We start from the raw sequence: 18,950 nt of genomic DNA, 5'->3' as shown, positions 1-18,950 counted from the left end.
TCAGACGCGCTTGAACACCAGCGTGCCGTTGGTGCCGCCGAAGCCGAAGCCGTTGGACATGACCACATCCACCTTCTGCTCGCGCGCCACGTTGGGCACGTAATCCAGGTCACAGCCTTCGCCCGGCTGCTGCAGGTTGATGGTCGGCGGGATGATGTTGTCGCGCAGCGCCAGCACCGAGAAGATCGCCTCGACGCCGCCGGCGGCACCGAGCAGGTGGCCGGTCATGGACTTGGTCGAGCTGACCATCATCTTGTAGGCGTGATCGCCGAACGCGGTCTTCATGGCCATCGTTTCGCCAAGGTCGCCCAGCGGGGTCGAGGTGCCGTGCGCGTTGAGGTAGCCGACCTGGTCCGGGGTCACACCGGCGTCCTTGAGGGCCATCGTCATGCAGCGCGCGGCGCCTTCACCGTTCTCGCTCGGCGCGGTCATGTGGTACGCATCGGAGCTCGCGCCGAAACCGGCCAGCTCGGCATAGATGCGCGCGCCACGCGCCTTGGCGTGTTCGTACTCTTCCAGGATCAGGATGCCGGCACCGTCGCCCAGCACGAAGCCGTCGCGGTCCTTGTCCCACGGACGCGAGGCTTCGCCCGGCGCGTCGTTGCGGGTACTCATGGCCTTCATCGCGCAGAAGCCGCCCAGGGCGGTCGGCGAGGAGCCGCGCTCGGCACCGCCGACCACCATCACGTCCGCATCGCCGTACTGGATCATGCGCATGGCGGTGCCGATGGAGTGGTTGGAGGTGGCGCAGGCCGACACCGCCGAGAACGACGGGCCCTTGAGGCCGGTGATGATGCTGAGCTGGCCCGGCAACATGTTGATGATGGTCTTGGGCACGTAGAAGGGCGAGATCTTCTTGCCCTCGTGGAACTCGATGGTCTGTTCCTCGATGCCCAGCAGACCGCCGATGCCGGCGCCGACGATGGCGCCGATGCGCTCGGCATTGGCGTCGGTGATGTCCAGGCCCGCATCGTGCAGGGCCATGAACGAGGCACCGAGGCCGTAATGGATGAACGGGTCCATCTTCTTGGCATCCTTGCCGCTGACCCGGAATTTGCCGAACTGTTCGTTGTCGGCGGTGATGTCGAAGTCCCTGACCTCACCTGCGATCTTGGTAGTGAAACGGTCCAGGTAGGACTGCGAAACGTTGGTCAGCGGACCGATGCCGGAACGGCCTTCGGTGATGCCCTTCCAACTGGTGGCCATATCATTGCCCAACGGCGAGACCATGCCCATGCCGGTAACGACGACGCGACGCTTCATTGCAGATTCTCCTGACCCGGGTGTTGCGGGTATCACGCGGTATAACGCTCAAATGCACAGGGCCGCATGTGCGGCCCCATGAGTTTGCCGCACGCGGTCGCGGCGATTGCCACGGCCGCGCGCAAGCCGCCTGACATCAAGCCTTGACGTGGGCGTTGATGTAGTCGATCGCAGCCTGGACGGTGCTGATCTTTTCGGCTTCTTCGTCCGGGATCTCGCACTCGAACTCTTCTTCCAGCGCCATCACCAGTTCAACGGTGTCCAGCGAGTCAGCGCCCAGGTCATCGACGAACGATGCGCTGTTGGTGACTTCTTCTTCCTTGACGCCAAGCTGTTCGACGACGATTTTCTTGACGCGTTCTTCGATGGTGCTCATTGGATATCGCTCCAGATGGAGTAGTGGTTCAAAAATGACGCCATCCGATGAAGGATGACCGTGGGATAGTGTAGTGGAAACCAGCGACGCCTTGCATCGCTGCAAAACATCTTTCAGATCAACCACTTGCGGCGCTATCCATGCGCCACATGCTTACGGCATGTACATGCCGCCGTTCACATGGAGGGTTTCGCCGGTGATGTAGCTGGCCGAGGGACCGGCCAGGAACGCCACCGCATTGGCGATGTCGGACGGTTCGCCGAGGCGTTCCAGGGCGATCGACTTGACCAGACCGGTGCGCTGCTCTTCCGGCAGGGCCTTGGTCATGTCGGTATCGATGAAGCCCGGTGCCACCACGTTGACGGTGATGCCGCGCGAACCGATTTCCTTGGCCAGCGACTTGGAGAAGGCAATGATGCCGGCCTTGGCCGCCGCGTAATTGGCCTGGCCGGCATTGCCGGTCACGCCGATCACCGAGGCGATGTTGATGATGCGGCCCTTGCGCGCCTTCATCATGCCGCGGATGACGGCCTTGGAGGTGCGGAACACGCTGGTGAGGTTGGTATCGAGAATGGCCTGCCAGTCCTCGTCCTTCATGCGCAGCAGCAGGTTGTCGCGGGTGATGCCGGCGTTGTTGACCAGGATGGTGATGGCACCGAATTCCTTGGCGATGCCGTCCAGCACGGCATCCAGCGCGGCCGCGTCGGTGACGTTCAGCGCGCGGCCGTGGCCACCCACGGTGGCCAGGCGTTCGCCGATGGCGGCAGCGCCGGCGTCGGTGGTGGCGGTGCCGATCACGGTCGCGCCCTGCGCGGCCAGTGCGTCGGCGATCGCCGCGCCGATGCCACGGCTGGCGCCGGTCACCAGTGCGATTTCACCCTGAAGGGGCTTGCTCATCTGTGTTTCCTCGGACGGGACCGGTCCGCAGCGCAGGCACAGGGCCATGCCGTTGCGGAGGCGGTCGAAAGATCAGGCGGCCCAGGTCTCGCGGGCGGCTTCAAAATCAGCGGGCGTGGACAGTGTGCGCGCGTCCAGCGATTTGTCGATGCGCTTGATCAATCCGGTCAGGACCTTGCCCGGGCCGCACTCGGCCACGCGGGTAACGCCACGGGCGGCAAGCGCCTGCACGCAACCGGTCCACTGCACCGGCAGGTACAGCTGCTGGACCAGGGCCTGGCGGATCGCATCGATGCCGTCGTGGATGCGGGCATCCACGTTCTGCACCACCGGCAGCGCCGGGGCGTGCCAGTCCAGGCCGGCCATCGTTTCGGCCAGGCGGTTGGCGGCTTCGCGCATCAGCGGGGTGTGCGAGGGGACACTGACGGCCAGTTTGACCGCCTTGCGCACGCCCTTCTCGGCCAGCAGCGCCAGCGCGCGGTCAACCGCGGCGGCGTCGCCACCGATCACGATCTGGCCGGGCGAGTTGTAGTTGGCCGGGACGACGACCTGGCTGCCGGCGGCCTGCTCGCAGACCTCCAGCACCAGCGCATCCTCGGCGCCGAGCACGGCGGCCATCGCGCCGACGCCGGTGGGCGCGGCATCCTGCATCAGCTGACCGCGCAGGCGCACCAGGTGGGCGCCATCACGCAGCGACAGCGCGCCTGCGGCGACAAGGGCGGTGTACTCGCCCAGGCTGTGGCCGGCCAGGACCGCCGGCTGGGCACCGCCCACGGCATTCCAGACGCGCCACACGCCAATGCTTGCGGCCAGCAGCGCCGGCTGGGTGTATTCGGTGCGGTTGAGCATTTCTTCGGGACCGCCCTGCGACAGCGCCCACAGGTCCACGCCGGCACCGTCGGACGCTTCGCTGAACGCCTCACGCACCTGGGGGTGCATTTCGGCCAGTTCGGCGAGCATGCCCACGGACTGCGAGCCCTGGCCTGGGAACACGAAAGCGAGATTGGAATCGGTCACGCGGTCATCCGCCTGCAAAAATCGAACGGCAAATGATAAGGGGGAACACCGCCCTCCGTCTGTACTGCCGCGTATTGAGGGGTATGGGGGGCGGCGCGTGCAGCCCCTTCAAGCGAACGGCAACAGCACCTGCGCTGCACTGCCCCAGGTAGGGACCGGGGCGAGTGAGGGTATGGGACACGCCGTGAATACGTCCCTGTAGGCTCGTAGAAAACATCCATGTTTTCTACGGTCCCACACCCCCACTCGCCCCGATCCTTCCAGACAAGTCGGGTGCGCAGGGGAGATCAAGTGCGGCGCAGCGGCCTGCGCTGAGGAGAGGAGATGTCGGGCTTTGCTCGACACAGCTGGGACGAAGTGCCGTTGATTACCCATGACGGCCCGGCAACTGTCGGGGGTCGGCGTGGGTGGGTTGGCGGGACCGTTGGGCGCCAAGGATGGCGCCCACGAGCCCCCAGGGATGGGTTTACGGCGTGTCCCGTCAACCCACCCGCGCCGACCCGGCACGGACCAGGCGAGCCACAACGCGCTGGCTTCAGAAAGCGCCCCGCCCGATCACACCAGCAGCTGCAGAATGTCCAGGTCGCCGTCGGAGAAGAAGTCGAAGCAGATCACCGCCAGCATCAGCACGCCCAGCGTTGTAGCGCCATGCACGATCAGGATCGCGTGGGCCAATGCACGGGCCGAGCGACCCATTTTCAGGCTCGCACGGGCCAGCCCGCGCAGGCGGCCGGAGACCTCATGCGCGTGCGCCAGCACCGGTGCCTCGGCACCGTCCATCGCAGCGGCCATCAGCTGCTGCAGCCGCTGCGGACGGTCCTCGTAGTACTTGGCCACGCCATAGCCGAACATCAGCCAGTCGCGCGCCTGGGCCTGTGCCAGGTCCATCACTTCCAGCGGGTCTTCCTCGAAATCGATGAAGCCCACCTGCTGTCCGTCCCACGTCAGGTTGCGCGGCAACGGCTGGCCGAAATAGGCGCCGTTGCGGTGCGCAGACGCGATCGCCTGCATCGCCACCGAGACCAGCCGATCGCGGCCGGCGTCGTCGGCCTGGCGCAGGCAGGTATTGAACGAGCTGCCGTTGTCGCCCAGCACCAGCGCGGCGTGGCCGCTGCCGATCACCGGCGGCACATTCACCCCCTGATCTTTCAGCTCGGCCAGACGGCGGGCTTCGGTTTCGCGGGCGGCATCGCCTCCCCGGTGCGGCGGCGGACGCAGCGCGTCCAGCTGGAACCGCCGCGCGATGAAATTGAGCAGGCCCAAGGCCACCACCCGACTTCCTTCGCCGTACTGCTTCAGCCAGGCGCGTTGCCCTTCAATGACGATGGGCTCAACCATGACGGATCTCCTGAAATGCTTACGGCCCCGAATGGGGCCGTAACGACTGCATCACGTTGTCGTAACGTGCGCTATCAATAACGCAGCAGTGCCGAACCCCAGGTGAAGCCGCCACCGAAGGCCTCCAGCAGCAGCAGCTGACCGCGCTCGACGCGACCCGAGCGGATCGCCACATCCAGCGCCATCGGCACCGAGGCCGACGAGGTGTTGCCGTGCTTGTCCACGGTCACCACCACCTGCTCCATCGGCATTTCCAGCCGCTTGGCGGTGGCTTCGATGATGCGCAGGTTGGCCTGGTGCGGGATCAGCCAGTCCAGGTCGGCCTTGGTCAGGCCATTGGCATCCAGGGTTTCGTCGACGACCGAGTCCAGCGCCTTGACGGCGTACTTGAACACGTCGTTGCCCTTCATCAGGATCGCGCCGCGGGCGTTCTCGCCCTCGCCGAAACCGGCCGACACGCCGACCGGATTCCACAGCAGCTCTTTCTTGCTGCCATCCGAATGCAGATGGGTGCTGAGGATGCCGGTGTCTTCGTCGGCCTTGAGCACGACCGCGCCGGCGCCATCGCCGAACAGCACGCAGGTGGTGCGCTCGGTCCAGTCGACGATCCGGGTCAGGGTTTCCGCACCGATGACCAGCACATGGCGTGCATCACCGGAACGGATGAATTTGTCGGCCACGCTCAACGCGAACACGAAGCCCGAACAGGCGGCGTTGACGTCGAAGGCGGGGCAACCGGTCGCACCGAGCTTGGCCTGGATCAGGCACGCGGTGGACGGGAAGATCAGATCCGGGGTGGTCGTACCCACCACGATCATGTCCAGCTGTGAAGCGTCGATACCGGCCGCTTCCAGCGCACGCACCGCGGCGTGGTAGCCGAGGTCGCTGGTGGTTTCCGTTTCTGCGGCGATGTGCCGCTCACGGATACCGGTGCGCGATTGGATCCACTCATCGCTGGTGTCGACCATTTTCTCCAGATCCTGGTTGGTCAACACTTTTTCGGGCAAATAGCTACCAGTGCCCGCGATCCTCGAGTAGATCCGCTTGCTCATTGCATATCCTGTAGCACGATCGTCAACAGCGACGATCGGGAAGAATGGGGCAAAGGCCGCTGCCCGACCGGGCAGCGGCCTTCACGAATCAATCTTCTTCGACGGCCGAGTTCGACTTGGTCGTGATCACCTTCTTGCCACGGTAGAAACCGTCAGCGGTGATGTGGTGACGCAGATGCACTTCGCCCGTGGTCGGGTCGGTCGACAGCTGCTTGGCGCTCAGGGCGTCATGCGCACGGCGCATACCGCGGCGGGACGGGGTAACACGGGATTTCTGCACAGCCATGGGATTGCTCCAAACTCGGTTCGTTTTGCTTCGTCGTTTCGTCGCACAGGACGCCAGCGCCCAGCACAGTCTTCGCTTTCGCCGCAGCCGCCGACGACAACCGGCTGCTATTGTTTTTTCAACGCTGCCAATGCCGCGAACGGATTGGCCTTGCTGACTTCTTCTTCGGTCGGTGCCCAGTCGCGATCCACCGCCTCACCATCGGGAGACAGCGGTACCACCGGGACAGCCAGGACGAGTTCGTCCTCGACCAGTTCCAGCGGACGCAGTTGGCCGTCCTCGGGGACCAGCCACGGCTCGTACCCCTCCGGCAACGAGGATTCATCCTCTTCGCTGCGGATCAGACCGAGCCGCTGCACCATCGAGACCGGCAGCAAAAAGCGCTGCAGGCTGCGCTGACAGATCAGCGGCAACTCGGTGTCGATGGTCAGTTCAACATAGGATACCCGCAGGATGTCGTCGTGCGCGAATTCCAGTGCATAGGTGCACCGGCCTTCGGTATCGGCAACAAGGCCTTGCAGGCGGGTCAATTCAGCCAGATCGACCTGGCCGTCGAAGCGCCTTCGCGCTGCGACCATCCGCCAAGCATCCAGCAATTCGGGCACGTTCGCGGACATAAGCCGCTGAATGTTAAGGATCGCCCGGCCTGCTGTCAAATCCGGTTTCAGTCAGGTTGCAGCCACCGCCCCGGAACGGCCAGACTGCCGGCCTTCCGCGCCCGGTATTGTCGCATGACCCCGCTGCTGCTTGCCTCCACCTCCCGCTACCGCCGCGACCTGCTGGAGCGCCTCGGCCTGCCCCTGGACACCGCCCGGCCGGCGGTGGACGAGACCCCCGCCCCCGGCGAAGCGCCGCGCGCACTGGCGATACGGCTGGCGCAGGCCAAGGCGGCCGAGGTCGCCGCGCGGCATCCGGGCCGCTGGACGCTGGGCTCGGACCAGGTCGCCGAGCTGAACGGCGCCCCGCTGGGCAAACCCGGCAGCGTGGCCGCCGCGCAGGCCCAGCTGGCGGCGATGTCCGGCCAGTCGGTGGCCTTCCACACGGCCATCTGCCTGATCCGCGATGGCGAGATCCACCAGGCGTGCGACCTGACCGAGGTCCGTTTCCGCACGCTGGACGCTGATGAGATCGCCCGCTACATCGCCACCGAGCAGCCGCTGGACTGCGCCGGCAGCTTCAAGTGCGAAGGCCTGGGGATCACCCTGTTCGAGGCGATCGACAACCGCGACCCGACCGCGTTGATCGGGCTGCCGCTGATCGCCGTGACGCAGCTGCTGCGCCTGGCCGGTTACCGCTTGCCCTGAGCGTCGCCGGCGGCGGCGCGCGCGGGGACCACGAACACCTGGTCCTGCCAGCGCTCGACGCTGCCATCGTGCCCGTACAGGTTCATGCCCAGCCAATGCCGGCCGGGCGCCAGCGCGCGGGTATCGATACGGGCATCGAAACCGACGTTGGGGTGCTGCGGGTCGTTGGAGATCTTCCAGAAGGTGGTCACGTCGTAGGCCCGCCCGTACTGCGCCTCGGCCACCGGGCGGTCATCGACCAGCAGCTCCACCCGGGCCAGGCCGACGCCATCCTTGAACGCCCAGCCGCGCACATCGAGCATGCCGTCCACCGTGGCATCGGCCACCGGCGTATCGATCCAGGCCATCGCCGGCGTCACGCAGGGCCCGGCGGCGCGTTCGGCCGGCAGCTTGAACAGCAGGAAGCGCTGGAAACCATGATCGTTGCTCACCACCCGCGGCGGCGGCAACGGGCCCACCTGGCGGCAGACATCGTGGTAGCGCTCCAGCAGATCGCGATAGCGCTGGTCGCTGGGCGACAGCACCAGCAGCATCGGCGCGCTCCGCTGCCCCTCGTGCAGCAGCCCCCACAGGCCGAGCTGCGCACTGCGTCCGTGTTTGTCGTTCAACGGGTGCTGCAGCACCTCGATCGACGGGTCGCGCAGCTGGAAGCCGAGCTCCGCACCGACCTTGAAGTTGCCGGCCAGCACCCGCGTGCCGGGCGGCATCGTCGCCAGCTCCTCGCGCACGGCACTGGCCAACGGCTGCCAACCGGCGAAATTGCGCGGGTAGTACTTGTAGCCGGCCAACTGCTCGCGCAGCGCCGGCGTGGACGCCATCAGGTAATAGGAGAAGGCCAGCGCCAGGCCGGCACCGGCCATCCACCAGCCGGTTCGGCGCAGCCAGCGCGGCCAGCCGTTGAACACTACCGGCACCGCGATCAGCAGCGCCAGGTAGCCCGGCAGCGGCCAGTGGAAACTGATGCGCTCCACATCGGTGAAGAAGCCGAGCACGAAGATCGCCACCGTCGACACCGCGCCGATCAGGCCGAAGTAGCGCCATTGCGCGCGTGCACCCCCGCCGGCGCGGGTGCCGGCCAGGGCCACCTTCCACATCGCCACGCACAGGATCGGCGTGACCAGCATCGGCTGGATCACCAGGAACCACAGGCCGCTCCACTGGAACGCCCACGGATGGCGTTCGACCACCTGGAATTTCAGCCCGGCCTCGTGGTTGTCGGCATTCCACGCCAGCAGCGGCAGCCAGGCCAGCACGCCAACGGCCAGCGCCACCCACACGCGCGGATCGCGCAGCATGCGGCGGCCCTGCGGCAGCAGCAGCAGCGCGATGAACCCGACCACGATCACACCGATGAAACGGTAGTGGCTGAGCGCACCGATCATCAGACCCAGCGCCAGCTTCACCGCCGCCGCCGCATCCACCTGCCGCAGCAGGCGTGCGCCGGCGTCCAGGCACAGCACCGCCGCCAACGCCATCGGCACATCCGGCACCGCCAGCATGCCCAGCGTGGCCGACAGCGGCATCAACAGCGTGAGGCTGCCGGCCTGCCACCCTGCCACCGCACCGAACCAGCGCGTGGCAATGCGCGATACCGCCCAGGGCAACCACGCACCGATCGCCAGGAACGGCAGGCGCTGTGCCAGCACATGCGGCCCGCCGATCTCCACGCCCAGCCGCGACAGCCACGCCGTCAGCCCGGGCAGGTCCGAATAGGCCGCCGCCAGGTGTTGCCCTTCCTGCCAGTAGAACGCTTCGTCCACGAACAGGGGAAGGCGCGCGGCCACCACCAGTTTGACGGCGGTGACCAGCGTCCATAGCAACAGGAAAATTGTGCGTGCGCGTTGTTCGCCTTGCATTGCTCTATAGAATCAGTGGAATCATCGACACGAGACGGACATGGACAACTCGCCCCACGTGCCAGCCATGCTAACCGATGTGCTGCGGCAGTCCCTGCGCAGCGCCCAGGACCAGGTCAACGCCCTGCTGCTGGGCAAGCAGCACGAGGTACGGCTGGCATTCGTGGCACTGCTGTCCGGTGGCCACCTGTTGATCGAAGACCTGCCCGGCCTGGGCAAGACCACCCTCGCCCACGCACTGGCATCCAGCCTGGGGCTGGGCTTCCAGCGGGTGCAGTTCACCTCGGACCTCCTGCCCGCAGATGTGCTCGGCGTCTCGGTTTACGACGCAGCCAGCCGTCAATTCCAGTTCCATCCGGGCCCGGTCTTCACGCATGTGCTGCTGGCCGACGAGATCAACCGCGCGCCGCCCCGCACCCAGAGCGCGCTGCTCGAAGCGATGGCCGAGCAGCAGGTCACACTCGATGGCACCACCCATCCGTTGCCCGATCCGTTCTTCGTCATCGCCACCCAGAATCCGGTGGACCTGTCGGGCACGTTCCCGCTGCCGGACTCGCAGCTGGACCGCTTCCTGCTGCGCCTGGCGCTGGGCTATCCCAATCCCGAATCGGAGCGCGAACTGCTGCGCGGCACCGACCGCCGCCACCTGATCACCCAGGCGACCGCCCAGCTGAGCGAAGCCGACGTGCGCACGCTGCGCGAGGCGGTGGGCCAGGTGCACGCCAGTGACGCACTGATCGGCTATGTGCAGGCGCTGCTGACCCGCAGCCGGCAGCATGCCGGCGTGCGCGTGGGCCTGTCGCCGCGCGCCGGGCTGGCGCTGCTGCGCGCGGCCAAGGCGCATGCGCTGCTGCTGGGGCGCGCGCATGTGGTGCCCGAAGACGTGCAGACCTTGTTCATCGCTGTGGCAGGCCACCGGCTGGTCCCCGAGGCCGAGGCCTCCACCGGACCGGCGCTGGCGCGCGCGATCCTGCAGACCGTCCAGGTCGACTGAGATGCACCGCGGCTGGGGAGACCGCTTGAAGACGAGGATGTTGCCGGCCAGCGGCCGGCGCTACACGCGCCCGCGACAGCCCGAATCCCTGCCGCGACGCATCGACCGTCGCCGCATCTATGTGCTGCCGACCCGCTTCGGCCTGTTCGTGGCCGTGCTGCTGGGCGCGATGCTGCTGGGTGCGCTGAACTACAACAACAACCCCGCACTGCTGCTGGCCCTGCTGCTGAGCGCCACCGGCATCGCCAGCGCGATCAGCGCGCACCTGCAGCTGTCGGGCGTGCAGGTGGATGCGGTGTCGGCCGAACCGGTCACCGCCGGCCATCCGCTGCGCCTGCGCATCAGCCTGTCGCGTCGCGACGCCCGCGCCCGGCGTGGACTGCGGATCGAACACCAGAATGCCCTCGCCTTCGCGCACCTGACGCACGACGACCAGATCGAAGTCGATCTGGAGGTGCCCACCACGCAGCGCGGCTGGCTGGATCTGGACCGCATCCGGCTCTCTACCACGCAGCCGCTGGGCCTGGTGCGCGCATGGACCTGGGTGTGGCCGGACATGCCGCTGCTGGTCTACGCGGCGCCCGACACCCAGGCGCCGGCACTGCCCGACGGCGACGGTGACCCACTCCACACGCGCGTGCATGCCAGTGGCGAGGAGCTGCATCAACTGCGCCCCTATCGCGCCGGCGACCCACCGCGCAGCATTGCCTGGAAGCACTCCGCGCGCCGCGACACGCTGCTCGTGCGCGAGTACGAACGCCCGGTGGGACTGGACGTCCAGCTGGACTGGCGGCAACTCGCGCCGCTGCCGACCGAAGCACGGATCGCGCGGCTGGCGCGCTGGGTGGACCTGGCCGAACGCGAGGGACGCCGCTATACGCTGACCCTGCCCGGCCAACCGGTGCTGGGCCCAGGCAGCGGCAACGCCCACCATCACCTGTGCCAGCGCGCGCTGGCGGTACTGCCGCATGGCTGAGCCGCTGGTGTCCCCCGACCTGCCGCGCAGCGCGCGCGACTGGAGCCTGGTCAGCGCCGCACTGGGCCTGCTGCCGCTGCTGCTGCAACTCCCCGATGCGCTGGCGGCGGTGATCGCGGCGGTCGCGATCGGCACGGCGCTGGCCTCGCGCGGACGGGTGCTGCCCGCGCCGCTGCGCGTACTGCTGGTGCTGGCCATGCTCGGCGCAATCTATTGGCAGATGGGCGCCCGGCCCGGCCGCGACACCGGCTGCGCGCTGCTGGCGGCGATGCTGGCGATCAAACCCAGCGAGCTGCGCTCCCTGCGCGACGCCCGCAGCCTGCTCGGCTTTGCCTTGTTCGCCCCGTTCGCCGCGTTCCTGCTCGACCAGGGGCCGCTGACGCTTGCGCTGGCGGTGCTGGCCGCGTTGACCGCCCTGCTCGCGCTGCAGCGGCTGGCGCATGTGGAAGGCCAGGCCACGCCGCCCGCCGCGCGCGGGCAGGCACGCGGCATCGCCCGGCTGGTGGCGCTGGGGCTGCCGCTGGCGCTGGCCGCGTTCTGGCTGTTCCCACGCCTGAGCGAGCCGCTGTGGGGCATCCCCGAGCGTGCTGTGGCCAAGCCGGGGCTGTCCGACAGCATGGAACCGGGCACCTGGCTGGACCTGATGGCCGATGACACCCCGGCCCTGCGCGTGCAGTTCTTCGGGGACGTGCCGGCGCCGGCGCAACGCTACTGGCGCGGCCCGGTGATGACCCGGTTCGATGGCCGGCGCTGGGAACAGGATCGCAGCATCGACCGGCGACCGCCGCCGCCGGTGGTGCACGGGGCGACGCGCTGGGACTACCAGATCGACTACGAACCCACCGACCGCCGCCAACTGGTGGCCCTGGACCTGCCGTTGGCGGCGCCGCCCGGCAGCGAGCTCAGCGCCGACCACAGCCTGCGCAGCCGCGCGCCCCTCGCATCCCTGACCCGCTGGCGGCTGCAGTCCTCCCCGGCCACCGCCTATACCCAGCCGCTGACGCCCTACCAGCGTCAGCTCGCGCTGGCCCTGCCGGCCGGTTTCAATCCGCGCACGGCGGCGCTGGCCCGGGAGTGGCGCCGCGATGCGGGCCAGAACGATGCGGCGATCGTGCAGCGCGCCCTGGACTGGATCGGCCAGCGCTTCGCCTACACCCTGGACACGCCGCTGCCCGGGCGCGACGGCGTGGATGAGTTCCTGTTCGACCACCAGGCCGGCTTCTGTGAACACTTCAGCGGGTCGTTCGTGGTGCTGATGCGCAACGCCGGGATTCCCGCACGGGTGGTCACCGGTTTCGCCGGTGGTGTGCGCAATCGCTACGGCGACTACTGGGTGGTGCGGCGCATGGATGCCCATGCCTGGACCGAAGTCTGGCTGGACGGCCGCGGCTGGGTCCGGGTGGACCCGACAGCCGCTGTGGCGCCAGAGCGCGTCTACGACACGCTGGACGACCGCCTGGGCGCCAGCGCGGGCAGCGGCCTGCAATCGCGCTGGCTGCAGGCCGGCCAGCTCAGCGATTGGCTGCGCCGCGGCTGGAACGACATGGTGCTGTCCTTCGATGCCAACCGCCAACAGCAGCTGCTGCGTCCGCTGGGCATCGAGCGGCTGGAACCGTCACAGCTGATCGCTGTTTTCATGGTCTTCGCACTGGCCGCGATAGGCTGGATGGCGTGGCTGTTGGCACGCGGGGAGCGCGAACGCGATCCGCTGCTGCGCGCCTGGCACCGCGTGAACCGGCGCTATGCGCGGTACGGTCTGGCCCGTGCCCCCGCCGAAACCGCCGGCGACTGGGCACGGCGTGTCCACGCGCAACGGCCCGACCCCGCCCTTCTGGCACTCAGCGTCCGTTTCGTTCATGCGCGGTACGCTGGCGCAGACGTCGACCTCGCTTCATTATTGCGCGACCTGCGCAGGCATCGCCCGAACCCCGGAGCATCCTCATGAAGATCCAACTGCTGCTTCCCCTGGCCGCCTCCCTGGCACTGGCCGCCTGTGCAACCGCACCCAAACCGCTGCAGGGACAGTTCAGCGTCGTCACCCCGCGCGATTCGGTGGCCACCCAGCAGGTCGGCACGCCCGTCCGCTGGGGCGGGCGCATCATCGAAACCACGCCGGGCCAGGGCGAGACCTGCTTCCAGCTGATCTCGCGCCCGCTCAACGGCAGTGGCCGCCCGAGCACCACCTCCTCCGATGCCAGCGACGGCCGCTTCATCGCCTGCCGTGCCGGCTTCTACGATCCGGCCGTGTTCGAGCCGGGCCGCGACGTGACCTTCATCGGCAAGATCGACGGCTACCAGAACACCCGCATCGGCGAGTACGACTACCGCCTGCCCAAGATCAACGCGGACGTGATCTACCTGTGGCCGGAACAGCGCCAGGTCGACGTCGTGCCGGCCTACCCCTACGGCCCGTGGGGCCCGGCATGGGGCCCGGGCTGGGGCTACCGCGGCTGGGGCTGGTGGTAAAAACAAGCAATAAAAAAAACGCCACCCCAGGGTGGCGTTTTTTCATGCCCCGAAATGCCCCAACGGCGCGCCGGCGAGCAGATGCAGGTGGATGTGGTACACGGTCTGCCCGGCATCGCCCCGGCAGTTCATGACGATGCGGTAGCCGTTCTCGGCGAAGCCTTCGCGGCGCGCGTATTCGGCTGCGGCCAGCGCCAGCTTGCCGATCAGGTGCGCCTGCGACGGCTGCACGTCATCCAGGGTCGGAATCGCCTCGTTCTTCGGAATGAACAACACATGCACCGGCGCCTGCGGTGCGATGTCCTTGAAGGCCAGCACCTCGTCGTCTTCATAGACGATGGTGGCGGGAATCTCGCGGCGGATGATCTTGCCGAACAGGGTGTCGTGGCTCATGGCGCACCGTAACGAACAGGGCCTTGGAGAGTAGCGCGGATGCGCTGCCGGATTCGACCCATCCCGCGCGCGGTCATTCCTGGATGTCGGTGCGCGTGCCGAAGGCATGCGACAGCGTGCCGCGGTCCACGTACTCCAGTTCACCGCCCAGCGGCAGGCCCTGGGCCAGGCGGCTGGGCCGCACCTTGTGCGCGCGTGCCAGCTGCGCCAGGTAATGGGCGGTTGCTTCGCCCTCGACGGTGGCGCTGGTGGCGATGATCAGCTCCTGCACCTCGCCCTGTTTCAGGCGGGCGTCCAGCTGGTCCAGCCCGAGCTCGCGCGGGCCAATGCCGTCCAGCGGCGACAGGCGCCCCTGCAGCACGAAGTACACGCCCCGGAAGCCGGTCGCGTGCTCAATGGCCAGGCGGTCGGCCGGCGACTCCACCGCGCACAGCTGCTGGCGCTCGCGGCTGCCATTGGCGCAGACCGTGCAGAGCTCGCTTTCGCTGAAATCGCGGCATTGCACGCAATGCCCGATCCGCTCGATCGCCTGCGCCAGCACCTCCGACAGGCGCTGCCCGCCGTCGCGTTCGCGCTCCAGCACGTGGTAGGCCATGCGCTGTGCGGTCTTCTGACCCACGCCGGGCAGCACCCGGAAGGCCTCGATCAGTTGTTCGAGCAGGGGCAGGCTCATGGCGGCGCACTCACTTCAGAAACGAACGCGCGAAGCCCGGGGGCTTCGCGGCGCAGGCAACGCGGGGCGCCAGGCAGGGCCCGCGCAGGGGGATCAGAACGGCAGCTTCATGCCCGGCGGCAGCTGCATGCCGGCGGTGGCCGAGCCCATGCGGTTCTTGGATTCGGCGTCGATCTTGTTGGAGGCATCGTTGAACGCGGCCGCGATCAGGTCTTCGGCCATTTCCGGGTCAGCCAGCACGGACGGGTCGATGCGCACCTTGCGGCACTCCTTGGCGCCGGTCAGGGTCACGCTGACCATGCCGCCGCCGGCACTGCCGGTCACTTCCAGCTTGGCGAGTTCTTCCTGGGCCTTCTGCAGGTTCTCCTGCATCTTCTGGGCCTGCTGCATCAGTTGGGCGATATTGCCACGCATGGGTCGTTACTCATCAAAGGGACGGATGGAATCGGTCACGACCCGGGCGTTGTGGTGCTGGATCAGCAGCTGCACGTCCGGATCGGCCATGAAAACGGCTTCGGCCGCCTGTTGTCGTTCGCCACGCTGGCGGTCCGAACGCTGGTGCAGCGTTTCGGCCTCCGCGCCACCGGCTTCGATGACGATCTTCGGCGCCTGACCCAGCGGACCGGTCAGGGCGTCGGTCAGCGCCGCCAGCGAGCGGTCCGAACACAGATACTCAAATCCGGGCGATACCGCCAATTTCAAGACACCGCGCTGATAGCCGATGAACGCCGCGTGCGCTGCGAGCTGTCGCGACGGCCCGTTGAGCTGGCTCTGGGCAACCAGTTCCAGCCAGGCTTCGGCGCTGGCCAGTCCGATCGGCGCGTCCGGGGCGACAACGACGGCCGCCGGGGCATCGGCCACCGGCGACGGGGCAATGGCGATCCCCTGCGGGCGCGGCGGGACGACGGCCGGCGCTGCCGGTCGTTCGGGCGGCGCTTCCCACGGCGCCACCATTGCCGCATCGGGCGTGGCCATCTCGGCGGCCAGGGCTTCGTCGCGGTCGTCGGCGGCGCCGTCCTGGTGCCACGGTGGCAGGTCGTCCGGATCGGCGACCACGGCCGGCGCAGCGGGTTTGGGGGCAGCGGGCCTGGATGGCGCGGGGCCGGGGGCCGGGGCGGGGGCCGGCGGCTCCACGACCGGCGCGGCCTTCGGGGCGACCGGCGCGACAGCGACCGGCGGGGCGGCCGCAGCCACGGCGGGCGCTGCGGCGACGGAACCCACGCCGTGGCTGCCGCCGGTGCCACCACTGCTGCCCACCTCGGTGCCGGTTCCCGGATCACGCGGTACCGGCGGCACGGCCGCCGCCGGGCGGAAGGCCAGCATGCGCAGCACGGCCATTTCGAAGCCGGCCCGCGGACTCGGGGCCAGATACAGGTCGCGGCGCCCGTTCAGCGCCATCTGGTACCAGAGCTGCACCACTTCCGGACGCAGGCGCTCGGCGAAGGCCACCGCATCGATGCCCTCGCCCGCCGCCGGTGCACCCGGGACCAGCTGCTGCACCTGGATGCGGTGCAGGCCTTCGGCCAGTGCTTCCAGCACGCCACCCCAGTCCGGCGAGAACTCCGCCAGCAGGGCGACGACCTGCAACAGCCGGGGGCCGTCGCCGTCGGCCAGCGCATCGAGCATGGCGGCCACCTGGGTGCGGTCGACCGTGCCCAGCATCGTGCGCACCACGTCCTCGCGCAGCGCACCGCCGGCGTAGGCGATGGCCTGGTCCAGCAGCGACAGGCCATCGCGCAGGCTGCCGTCGGCGGCCTTGGCCAGCTGGACGATCGCGCTCGGGTCCGACTCGATGGCTTCGGCGGCCAGGATCCGGGTCATCTGCCCCTGGATCTGATCCTCATCGAGCCGCTTGAGATTGAACTGCAGGCAGCGCGACAGCACCGTGACCGGCAGCTTCTGCGGATCGGTGGTGGCCAGCAGGAACTTCACGTGCTCCGGCGGCTCTTCCAGCGTCTTCAGCAGCGCGTTGAACGCGGCCTTGGACAGCATGTGCACTTCGTCGATCAGGTAGACCTTGTACTTGCCGCGCGAGGGCATGTACTGGGCGTTCTCGATCACCTCGCGGACGTCATCGACACCGGTATTGGACGCGGCATCGATCTCCAGCAGGTCGATGTAGCGACCCGAATCGATGTCCAGGCAGGCCGGGCACTGGCCGCACGGGTCGGCGCTGGTGCCCTGCTCGCAGTTCAGCGACTTGGCGAAAATACGCGCGATGGTGGTCTTGCCCACCCCGCGGGTGCCGGTAAACAGAAACGCATGGTGCACACGGCCGCTGTCCAGCGCATTGCTGAGCGCGCGGACCACGTGTTCCTGGCCCACCAGCTCGGCAAAACGCTTCGGACGCCACTTGCGGGCAAGGACGAGATAGGACATCAGGCCACCGTCTTCATCGGGACGTCCATTGTGCCACGCCTGTCCAGCCCCCCTGCCCCCTGCGTCGTGCCGCTTGTGCGATCGGGATTCCCCCGCTAGAATTTGCGCCCCTGCAGCGGGTTGTTGCCGCAGGTCCGGAGAGGTGTCCGAGTGGTTGAAGGAGCACGCCTGGAAAGTGTGTAAGCGTCTAAACCGCGCTTCGGGGGTTCGAATCCCCCTCTCTCCGCCAGACAAACGTAAAAAGGCCGCCTTCGGGCGGCCTTTTTGCTTTTCGACCGTTCGATCTCAGCCGCCGCGACGCCGTCGCGCGATTCTTTGGCGGCGTCAGTCGTCTCGACGTTACCATCCCCCCATCGCATACACGTGAGGCCTCACTTGCTGTTCGCCCCCCCCCCTACCGCCAGGCCGAAGGCGAAGCCGCTGCAGACCGCCCGGTCAGGAACGTTCACCGACAACATGCGGCTGCCGGTCCACCGCTGGTTCCGTTATTCGGCGGGCTTCTCGGCTGAATGGGCGGAGAGCGTCATCGATGCCCACGGCGGCAGGCAGTGCACGGTGCTTGACCCCTTCGCAGGATCAGGCACCACGCTTGTCGCTGCCGAGCACTGCGGCGCGGCCGCGTTCGGGTTCGAGAGCCATCCGTTCGTGAATCGCATTGCCGAGGCCAAGCTGTCCTGGCCCAGCGACAGCGATGCGTTCCTGGACGCCGCCGAGACGGTAAAGAAGCATCTCGACACCTGGGAAACGCTGATCGCCGAAGCGCAGAGTGCGCCCGATCTGCTGCAGAAGTGCTACGCCGTTGACGTGCTGGCCCAGCTCTATGCCCTGCGCAACGGGTACACCACGGCGTCGGCCACGCTCGATCCTGCGGCGGCACGTCTGGTATGGCTGGCCATCACGGGCATCCTTCGCGCCTGCAGCGGCGTGGGTACGGCGCAATGGCAGTACATCCTGCCCAACAAGTCCAAGGCCAAGGTGCTGGAGCCACGGATCGCATTCGACGCCAAGGTGCAGCAGATGGCCGCGGACATGCGCGCGGCCCAGGAACAGGGATGGAGCGGCTCTGCCCGTGTGTTCGCCCACGATTCGCGCAACGGGCAGATCCCGATCGAGCCCGGCTCCGTCGACCTCGTTCTGACCTCCCCGCCCTATGCAAACAACTACGACTATGCGGACGCTACCCGCCTGGAAATGATGTTCTGGGGGGAGATCAAGGGCTGGGGCGACCTGCAGGGTGCCGTTCGTCAGCACATCGTCCGTTCGTGCTCCCAGCATGCGGCGGCTGACCGCGTCGATCTGGCCAGCGTGCTTGCACATCCCAGCCTGTCAGCCATTCACAGCGAGATAAGCGAGGTCTGCAACGAGCTCGCCACGGTACGCCTCGGCAAGGGCGGCAAGAAGGCATACCACATCATGGTGGCGGCCTACTTCTATGACATGGCCGCCACCTTCAGCATGCTCCGCAGCGCCTGCCGCGACGGCGCCCGGATGTGCTTCGTGGTCGGCGACTCCGCGCCGTACGGTGTCTATGTCCCGGTTGACGACTGGCTGGGACGACTCGCAGTAGCGGCCGGCTTCACCTCGTACTCCTTCGAGAAACTGCGCGACCGCAACACGAAGTGGAAAAACCGGAAACACACCGTGCCTTTGCACGAAGGCCATCTATGGATTGAGGGTTGA

19 protein-coding genes and 1 tRNA gene are annotated in these 18,950 nt (G+C 67.8%); 7 read left to right on the top strand and 13 right to left on the bottom strand.

Going from position 1 to position 18,950, the window contains the following annotated elements; genetic code table 11:
* The 8 genes from fabF to ACO6VK_RS12665 all read right to left on the bottom strand — a co-directional run bounded on the left by fabF (nt 1) and on the right by ACO6VK_RS12665 (nt 6,846).
* Nucleotides 1–1,263: a beta-ketoacyl-ACP synthase II gene (gene fabF, locus ACO6VK_RS12700; RefSeq protein WP_422507627.1), complete on the bottom strand. Its 1,263-nt coding sequence runs from the start codon at nt 1,261–1,263 to the stop codon at nt 1–3.
* 136 nt (nt 1,264–1,399) lie between these two features.
* On the bottom strand, nt 1,400–1,639 hold the full coding sequence (gene acpP, locus ACO6VK_RS12695) for an acyl carrier protein (protein ID WP_017357544.1): 240 nt from the start codon (nt 1,637–1,639) through the stop codon (nt 1,400–1,402).
* 153 nt (nt 1,640–1,792) lie between these two features.
* Nucleotides 1,793–2,536, bottom strand: a complete 744-nt coding sequence (fabG, locus tag ACO6VK_RS12690) for a 3-oxoacyl-ACP reductase FabG (protein WP_422507625.1) — start codon at nt 2,534–2,536, stop codon at nt 1,793–1,795.
* Between the two features lie 72 nt (nt 2,537–2,608).
* Nucleotides 2,609–3,553, bottom strand: a complete 945-nt coding sequence (gene fabD / locus ACO6VK_RS12685; protein WP_422507623.1) for an ACP S-malonyltransferase — start codon at nt 3,551–3,553, stop codon at nt 2,609–2,611.
* Nucleotides 3,554–4,108: 555 nt separating this feature from the next.
* Entirely contained in the window at nt 4,109–4,891 is a 783-nt protein-coding gene (locus ACO6VK_RS12680) for a serine/threonine protein phosphatase (protein ID WP_422507621.1), read from the bottom strand.
* Between the two features lie 74 nt (nt 4,892–4,965).
* Entirely contained in the window at nt 4,966–5,943 is a 978-nt protein-coding gene (locus ACO6VK_RS12675; protein ID WP_422507619.1) for a beta-ketoacyl-ACP synthase III, read from the bottom strand.
* Between the two features lie 88 nt (nt 5,944–6,031).
* The gene (rpmF, locus tag ACO6VK_RS12670; RefSeq protein WP_017357626.1) at nt 6,032–6,229 is read right to left on the bottom strand and encodes a 50S ribosomal protein L32; all 198 of its coding nucleotides are present in this window, start codon (nt 6,227–6,229) and stop codon (nt 6,032–6,034) included.
* A gap of 107 nt (nt 6,230–6,336) precedes the next feature.
* The gene (locus tag ACO6VK_RS12665; RefSeq protein ID WP_422507617.1) at nt 6,337–6,846 is read right to left on the bottom strand and encodes a YceD family protein; all 510 of its coding nucleotides are present in this window, start codon (nt 6,844–6,846) and stop codon (nt 6,337–6,339) included.
* A gap of 114 nt (nt 6,847–6,960) precedes the next feature.
* Here ACO6VK_RS12665 and ACO6VK_RS12660 point away from each other — a divergent pair, with 114 nt between their 5' ends.
* Complete coding sequence (locus ACO6VK_RS12660; RefSeq protein WP_422507615.1) at nt 6,961–7,533, top strand: Maf family protein; 573 nt, start codon at nt 6,961–6,963, stop codon at nt 7,531–7,533.
* On the opposite strand, the gene ACO6VK_RS12655 is transcribed toward ACO6VK_RS12660, so the two are convergent.
* On the bottom strand, nt 7,518–9,389 hold the full coding sequence (locus ACO6VK_RS12655; RefSeq protein ID WP_422507613.1) for an ArnT family glycosyltransferase: 1,872 nt from the start codon (nt 9,387–9,389) through the stop codon (nt 7,518–7,520). The genes ACO6VK_RS12660 and ACO6VK_RS12655 overlap by 16 nt on opposite strands.
* A gap of 40 nt (nt 9,390–9,429) precedes the next feature.
* Between ACO6VK_RS12655 and ACO6VK_RS12650 the strand changes: the two genes are divergently transcribed.
* The 4 genes from ACO6VK_RS12650 to ACO6VK_RS12635 are packed head-to-tail and all read left to right on the top strand — an operon-like array spanning nt 9,430 to nt 13,825.
* Nucleotides 9,430–10,383: an AAA family ATPase gene (locus ACO6VK_RS12650; RefSeq protein ID WP_422507611.1), complete on the top strand. Its 954-nt coding sequence runs from the start codon at nt 9,430–9,432 to the stop codon at nt 10,381–10,383.
* 37 nt (nt 10,384–10,420) lie between these two features.
* Nucleotides 10,421–11,359 (top strand): DUF58 domain-containing protein, encoded by a 939-nt coding sequence (locus tag ACO6VK_RS12645; protein ID WP_422507609.1) that lies wholly within the window; start codon nt 10,421–10,423, stop codon nt 11,357–11,359.
* The gene (locus ACO6VK_RS12640) at nt 11,352–13,304 is read left to right on the top strand and encodes a transglutaminase TgpA family protein (RefSeq protein WP_422507607.1); all 1,953 of its coding nucleotides are present in this window, start codon (nt 11,352–11,354) and stop codon (nt 13,302–13,304) included. The genes ACO6VK_RS12645 and ACO6VK_RS12640 overlap by 8 nt, the downstream gene beginning before the upstream one ends.
* A complete protein-coding gene (locus ACO6VK_RS12635; protein ID WP_017355152.1) occupies nt 13,301–13,825 on the top strand; it encodes a Slp family lipoprotein in 525 nt (174 codons plus the stop codon). The genes ACO6VK_RS12640 and ACO6VK_RS12635 overlap by 4 nt, the downstream gene beginning before the upstream one ends.
* Before the next feature lie 42 nt (nt 13,826–13,867).
* On the opposite strand, the gene ACO6VK_RS12630 is transcribed toward ACO6VK_RS12635, so the two are convergent.
* The 4 genes from ACO6VK_RS12630 to dnaX all read right to left on the bottom strand — a co-directional run bounded on the left by ACO6VK_RS12630 (nt 13,868) and on the right by dnaX (nt 17,270).
* Nucleotides 13,868–14,218: a histidine triad nucleotide-binding protein gene (locus ACO6VK_RS12630; RefSeq protein WP_422507605.1), complete on the bottom strand. Its 351-nt coding sequence runs from the start codon at nt 14,216–14,218 to the stop codon at nt 13,868–13,870.
* Nucleotides 14,219–14,291: 73 nt separating this feature from the next.
* Nucleotides 14,292–14,891, bottom strand: a complete 600-nt coding sequence (recR, locus tag ACO6VK_RS12625; protein WP_422507603.1) for a recombination mediator RecR — start codon at nt 14,889–14,891, stop codon at nt 14,292–14,294.
* Nucleotides 14,892–14,984: 93 nt separating this feature from the next.
* Nucleotides 14,985–15,305, bottom strand: a complete 321-nt coding sequence (locus ACO6VK_RS12620; protein WP_422507601.1) for a YbaB/EbfC family nucleoid-associated protein — start codon at nt 15,303–15,305, stop codon at nt 14,985–14,987.
* Nucleotides 15,306–15,311: 6 nt separating this feature from the next.
* The gene (dnaX, locus tag ACO6VK_RS12615) at nt 15,312–17,270 is read right to left on the bottom strand and encodes a DNA polymerase III subunit gamma/tau (protein WP_422507599.1); all 1,959 of its coding nucleotides are present in this window, start codon (nt 17,268–17,270) and stop codon (nt 15,312–15,314) included.
* A 136-nt stretch (nt 17,271–17,406) separates the two neighbouring features.
* Between dnaX and ACO6VK_RS12610 the strand changes: the two genes are divergently transcribed.
* Both ACO6VK_RS12610 and ACO6VK_RS12605 read left to right on the top strand, forming a co-directional pair.
* Nucleotides 17,407–17,499, top strand: a tRNA-Ser gene (locus ACO6VK_RS12610).
* Between the two features lie 146 nt (nt 17,500–17,645).
* Nucleotides 17,646–18,950, top strand: a complete 1,305-nt coding sequence (locus ACO6VK_RS12605) for a DNA methyltransferase (protein ID WP_422507597.1) — start codon at nt 17,646–17,648, stop codon at nt 18,948–18,950.

The sequence above is a fragment of the Stenotrophomonas sp. GZD-301 genome (genome assembly GCF_049310345.1).
Lineage (GTDB): Bacteria > Pseudomonadota > Gammaproteobacteria > Xanthomonadales > Xanthomonadaceae > Stenotrophomonas.
Note: the sequence above shows the minus strand (reverse complement) of the source record. Positions and strands in the feature narration are given on the sequence as shown.

Coding starts and splice junctions, on each gene's coding strand:
- ACO6VK_RS12635 (WP_017355152.1), top strand. CDS start 13,301: ATGAAGATCCAACTGCTGCTTCCCCTGGCCGCCTCCCTGGCACTGGCC.
- ACO6VK_RS12620 (WP_422507601.1), bottom strand. CDS start 15,305: ATGCGTGGCAATATCGCCCAACTGATGCAGCAGGCCCAGAAGATGCAG.
- ACO6VK_RS12645 (WP_422507609.1), top strand. CDS start 10,421: ATGTTGCCGGCCAGCGGCCGGCGCTACACGCGCCCGCGACAGCCCGAA.
- dnaX (WP_422507599.1), bottom strand. CDS start 17,270: ATGTCCTATCTCGTCCTTGCCCGCAAGTGGCGTCCGAAGCGTTTTGCC.
- ACO6VK_RS12680 (WP_422507621.1), bottom strand. CDS start 4,891: ATGGTTGAGCCCATCGTCATTGAAGGGCAACGCGCCTGGCTGAAGCAG.
- ACO6VK_RS12675 (WP_422507619.1), bottom strand. CDS start 5,943: ATGAGCAAGCGGATCTACTCGAGGATCGCGGGCACTGGTAGCTATTTG.
- ACO6VK_RS12655 (WP_422507613.1), bottom strand. CDS start 9,389: ATGCAAGGCGAACAACGCGCACGCACAATTTTCCTGTTGCTATGGACG.
- ACO6VK_RS12650 (WP_422507611.1), top strand. CDS start 9,430: ATGGACAACTCGCCCCACGTGCCAGCCATGCTAACCGATGTGCTGCGG.
- ACO6VK_RS12630 (WP_422507605.1), bottom strand. CDS start 14,218: ATGAGCCACGACACCCTGTTCGGCAAGATCATCCGCCGCGAGATTCCC.
- ACO6VK_RS12640 (WP_422507607.1), top strand. CDS start 11,352: ATGGCTGAGCCGCTGGTGTCCCCCGACCTGCCGCGCAGCGCGCGCGAC.
- fabG (WP_422507625.1), bottom strand. CDS start 2,536: ATGAGCAAGCCCCTTCAGGGTGAAATCGCACTGGTGACCGGCGCCAGC.
- ACO6VK_RS12660 (WP_422507615.1), top strand. CDS start 6,961: ATGACCCCGCTGCTGCTTGCCTCCACCTCCCGCTACCGCCGCGACCTG.
- fabF (WP_422507627.1), bottom strand. CDS start 1,263: ATGAAGCGTCGCGTCGTCGTTACCGGCATGGGCATGGTCTCGCCGTTG.
- acpP (WP_017357544.1), bottom strand. CDS start 1,639: ATGAGCACCATCGAAGAACGCGTCAAGAAAATCGTCGTCGAACAGCTT.
- ACO6VK_RS12665 (WP_422507617.1), bottom strand. CDS start 6,846: ATGTCCGCGAACGTGCCCGAATTGCTGGATGCTTGGCGGATGGTCGCA.
- recR (WP_422507603.1), bottom strand. CDS start 14,891: ATGAGCCTGCCCCTGCTCGAACAACTGATCGAGGCCTTCCGGGTGCTG.
- rpmF (WP_017357626.1), bottom strand. CDS start 6,229: ATGGCTGTGCAGAAATCCCGTGTTACCCCGTCCCGCCGCGGTATGCGC.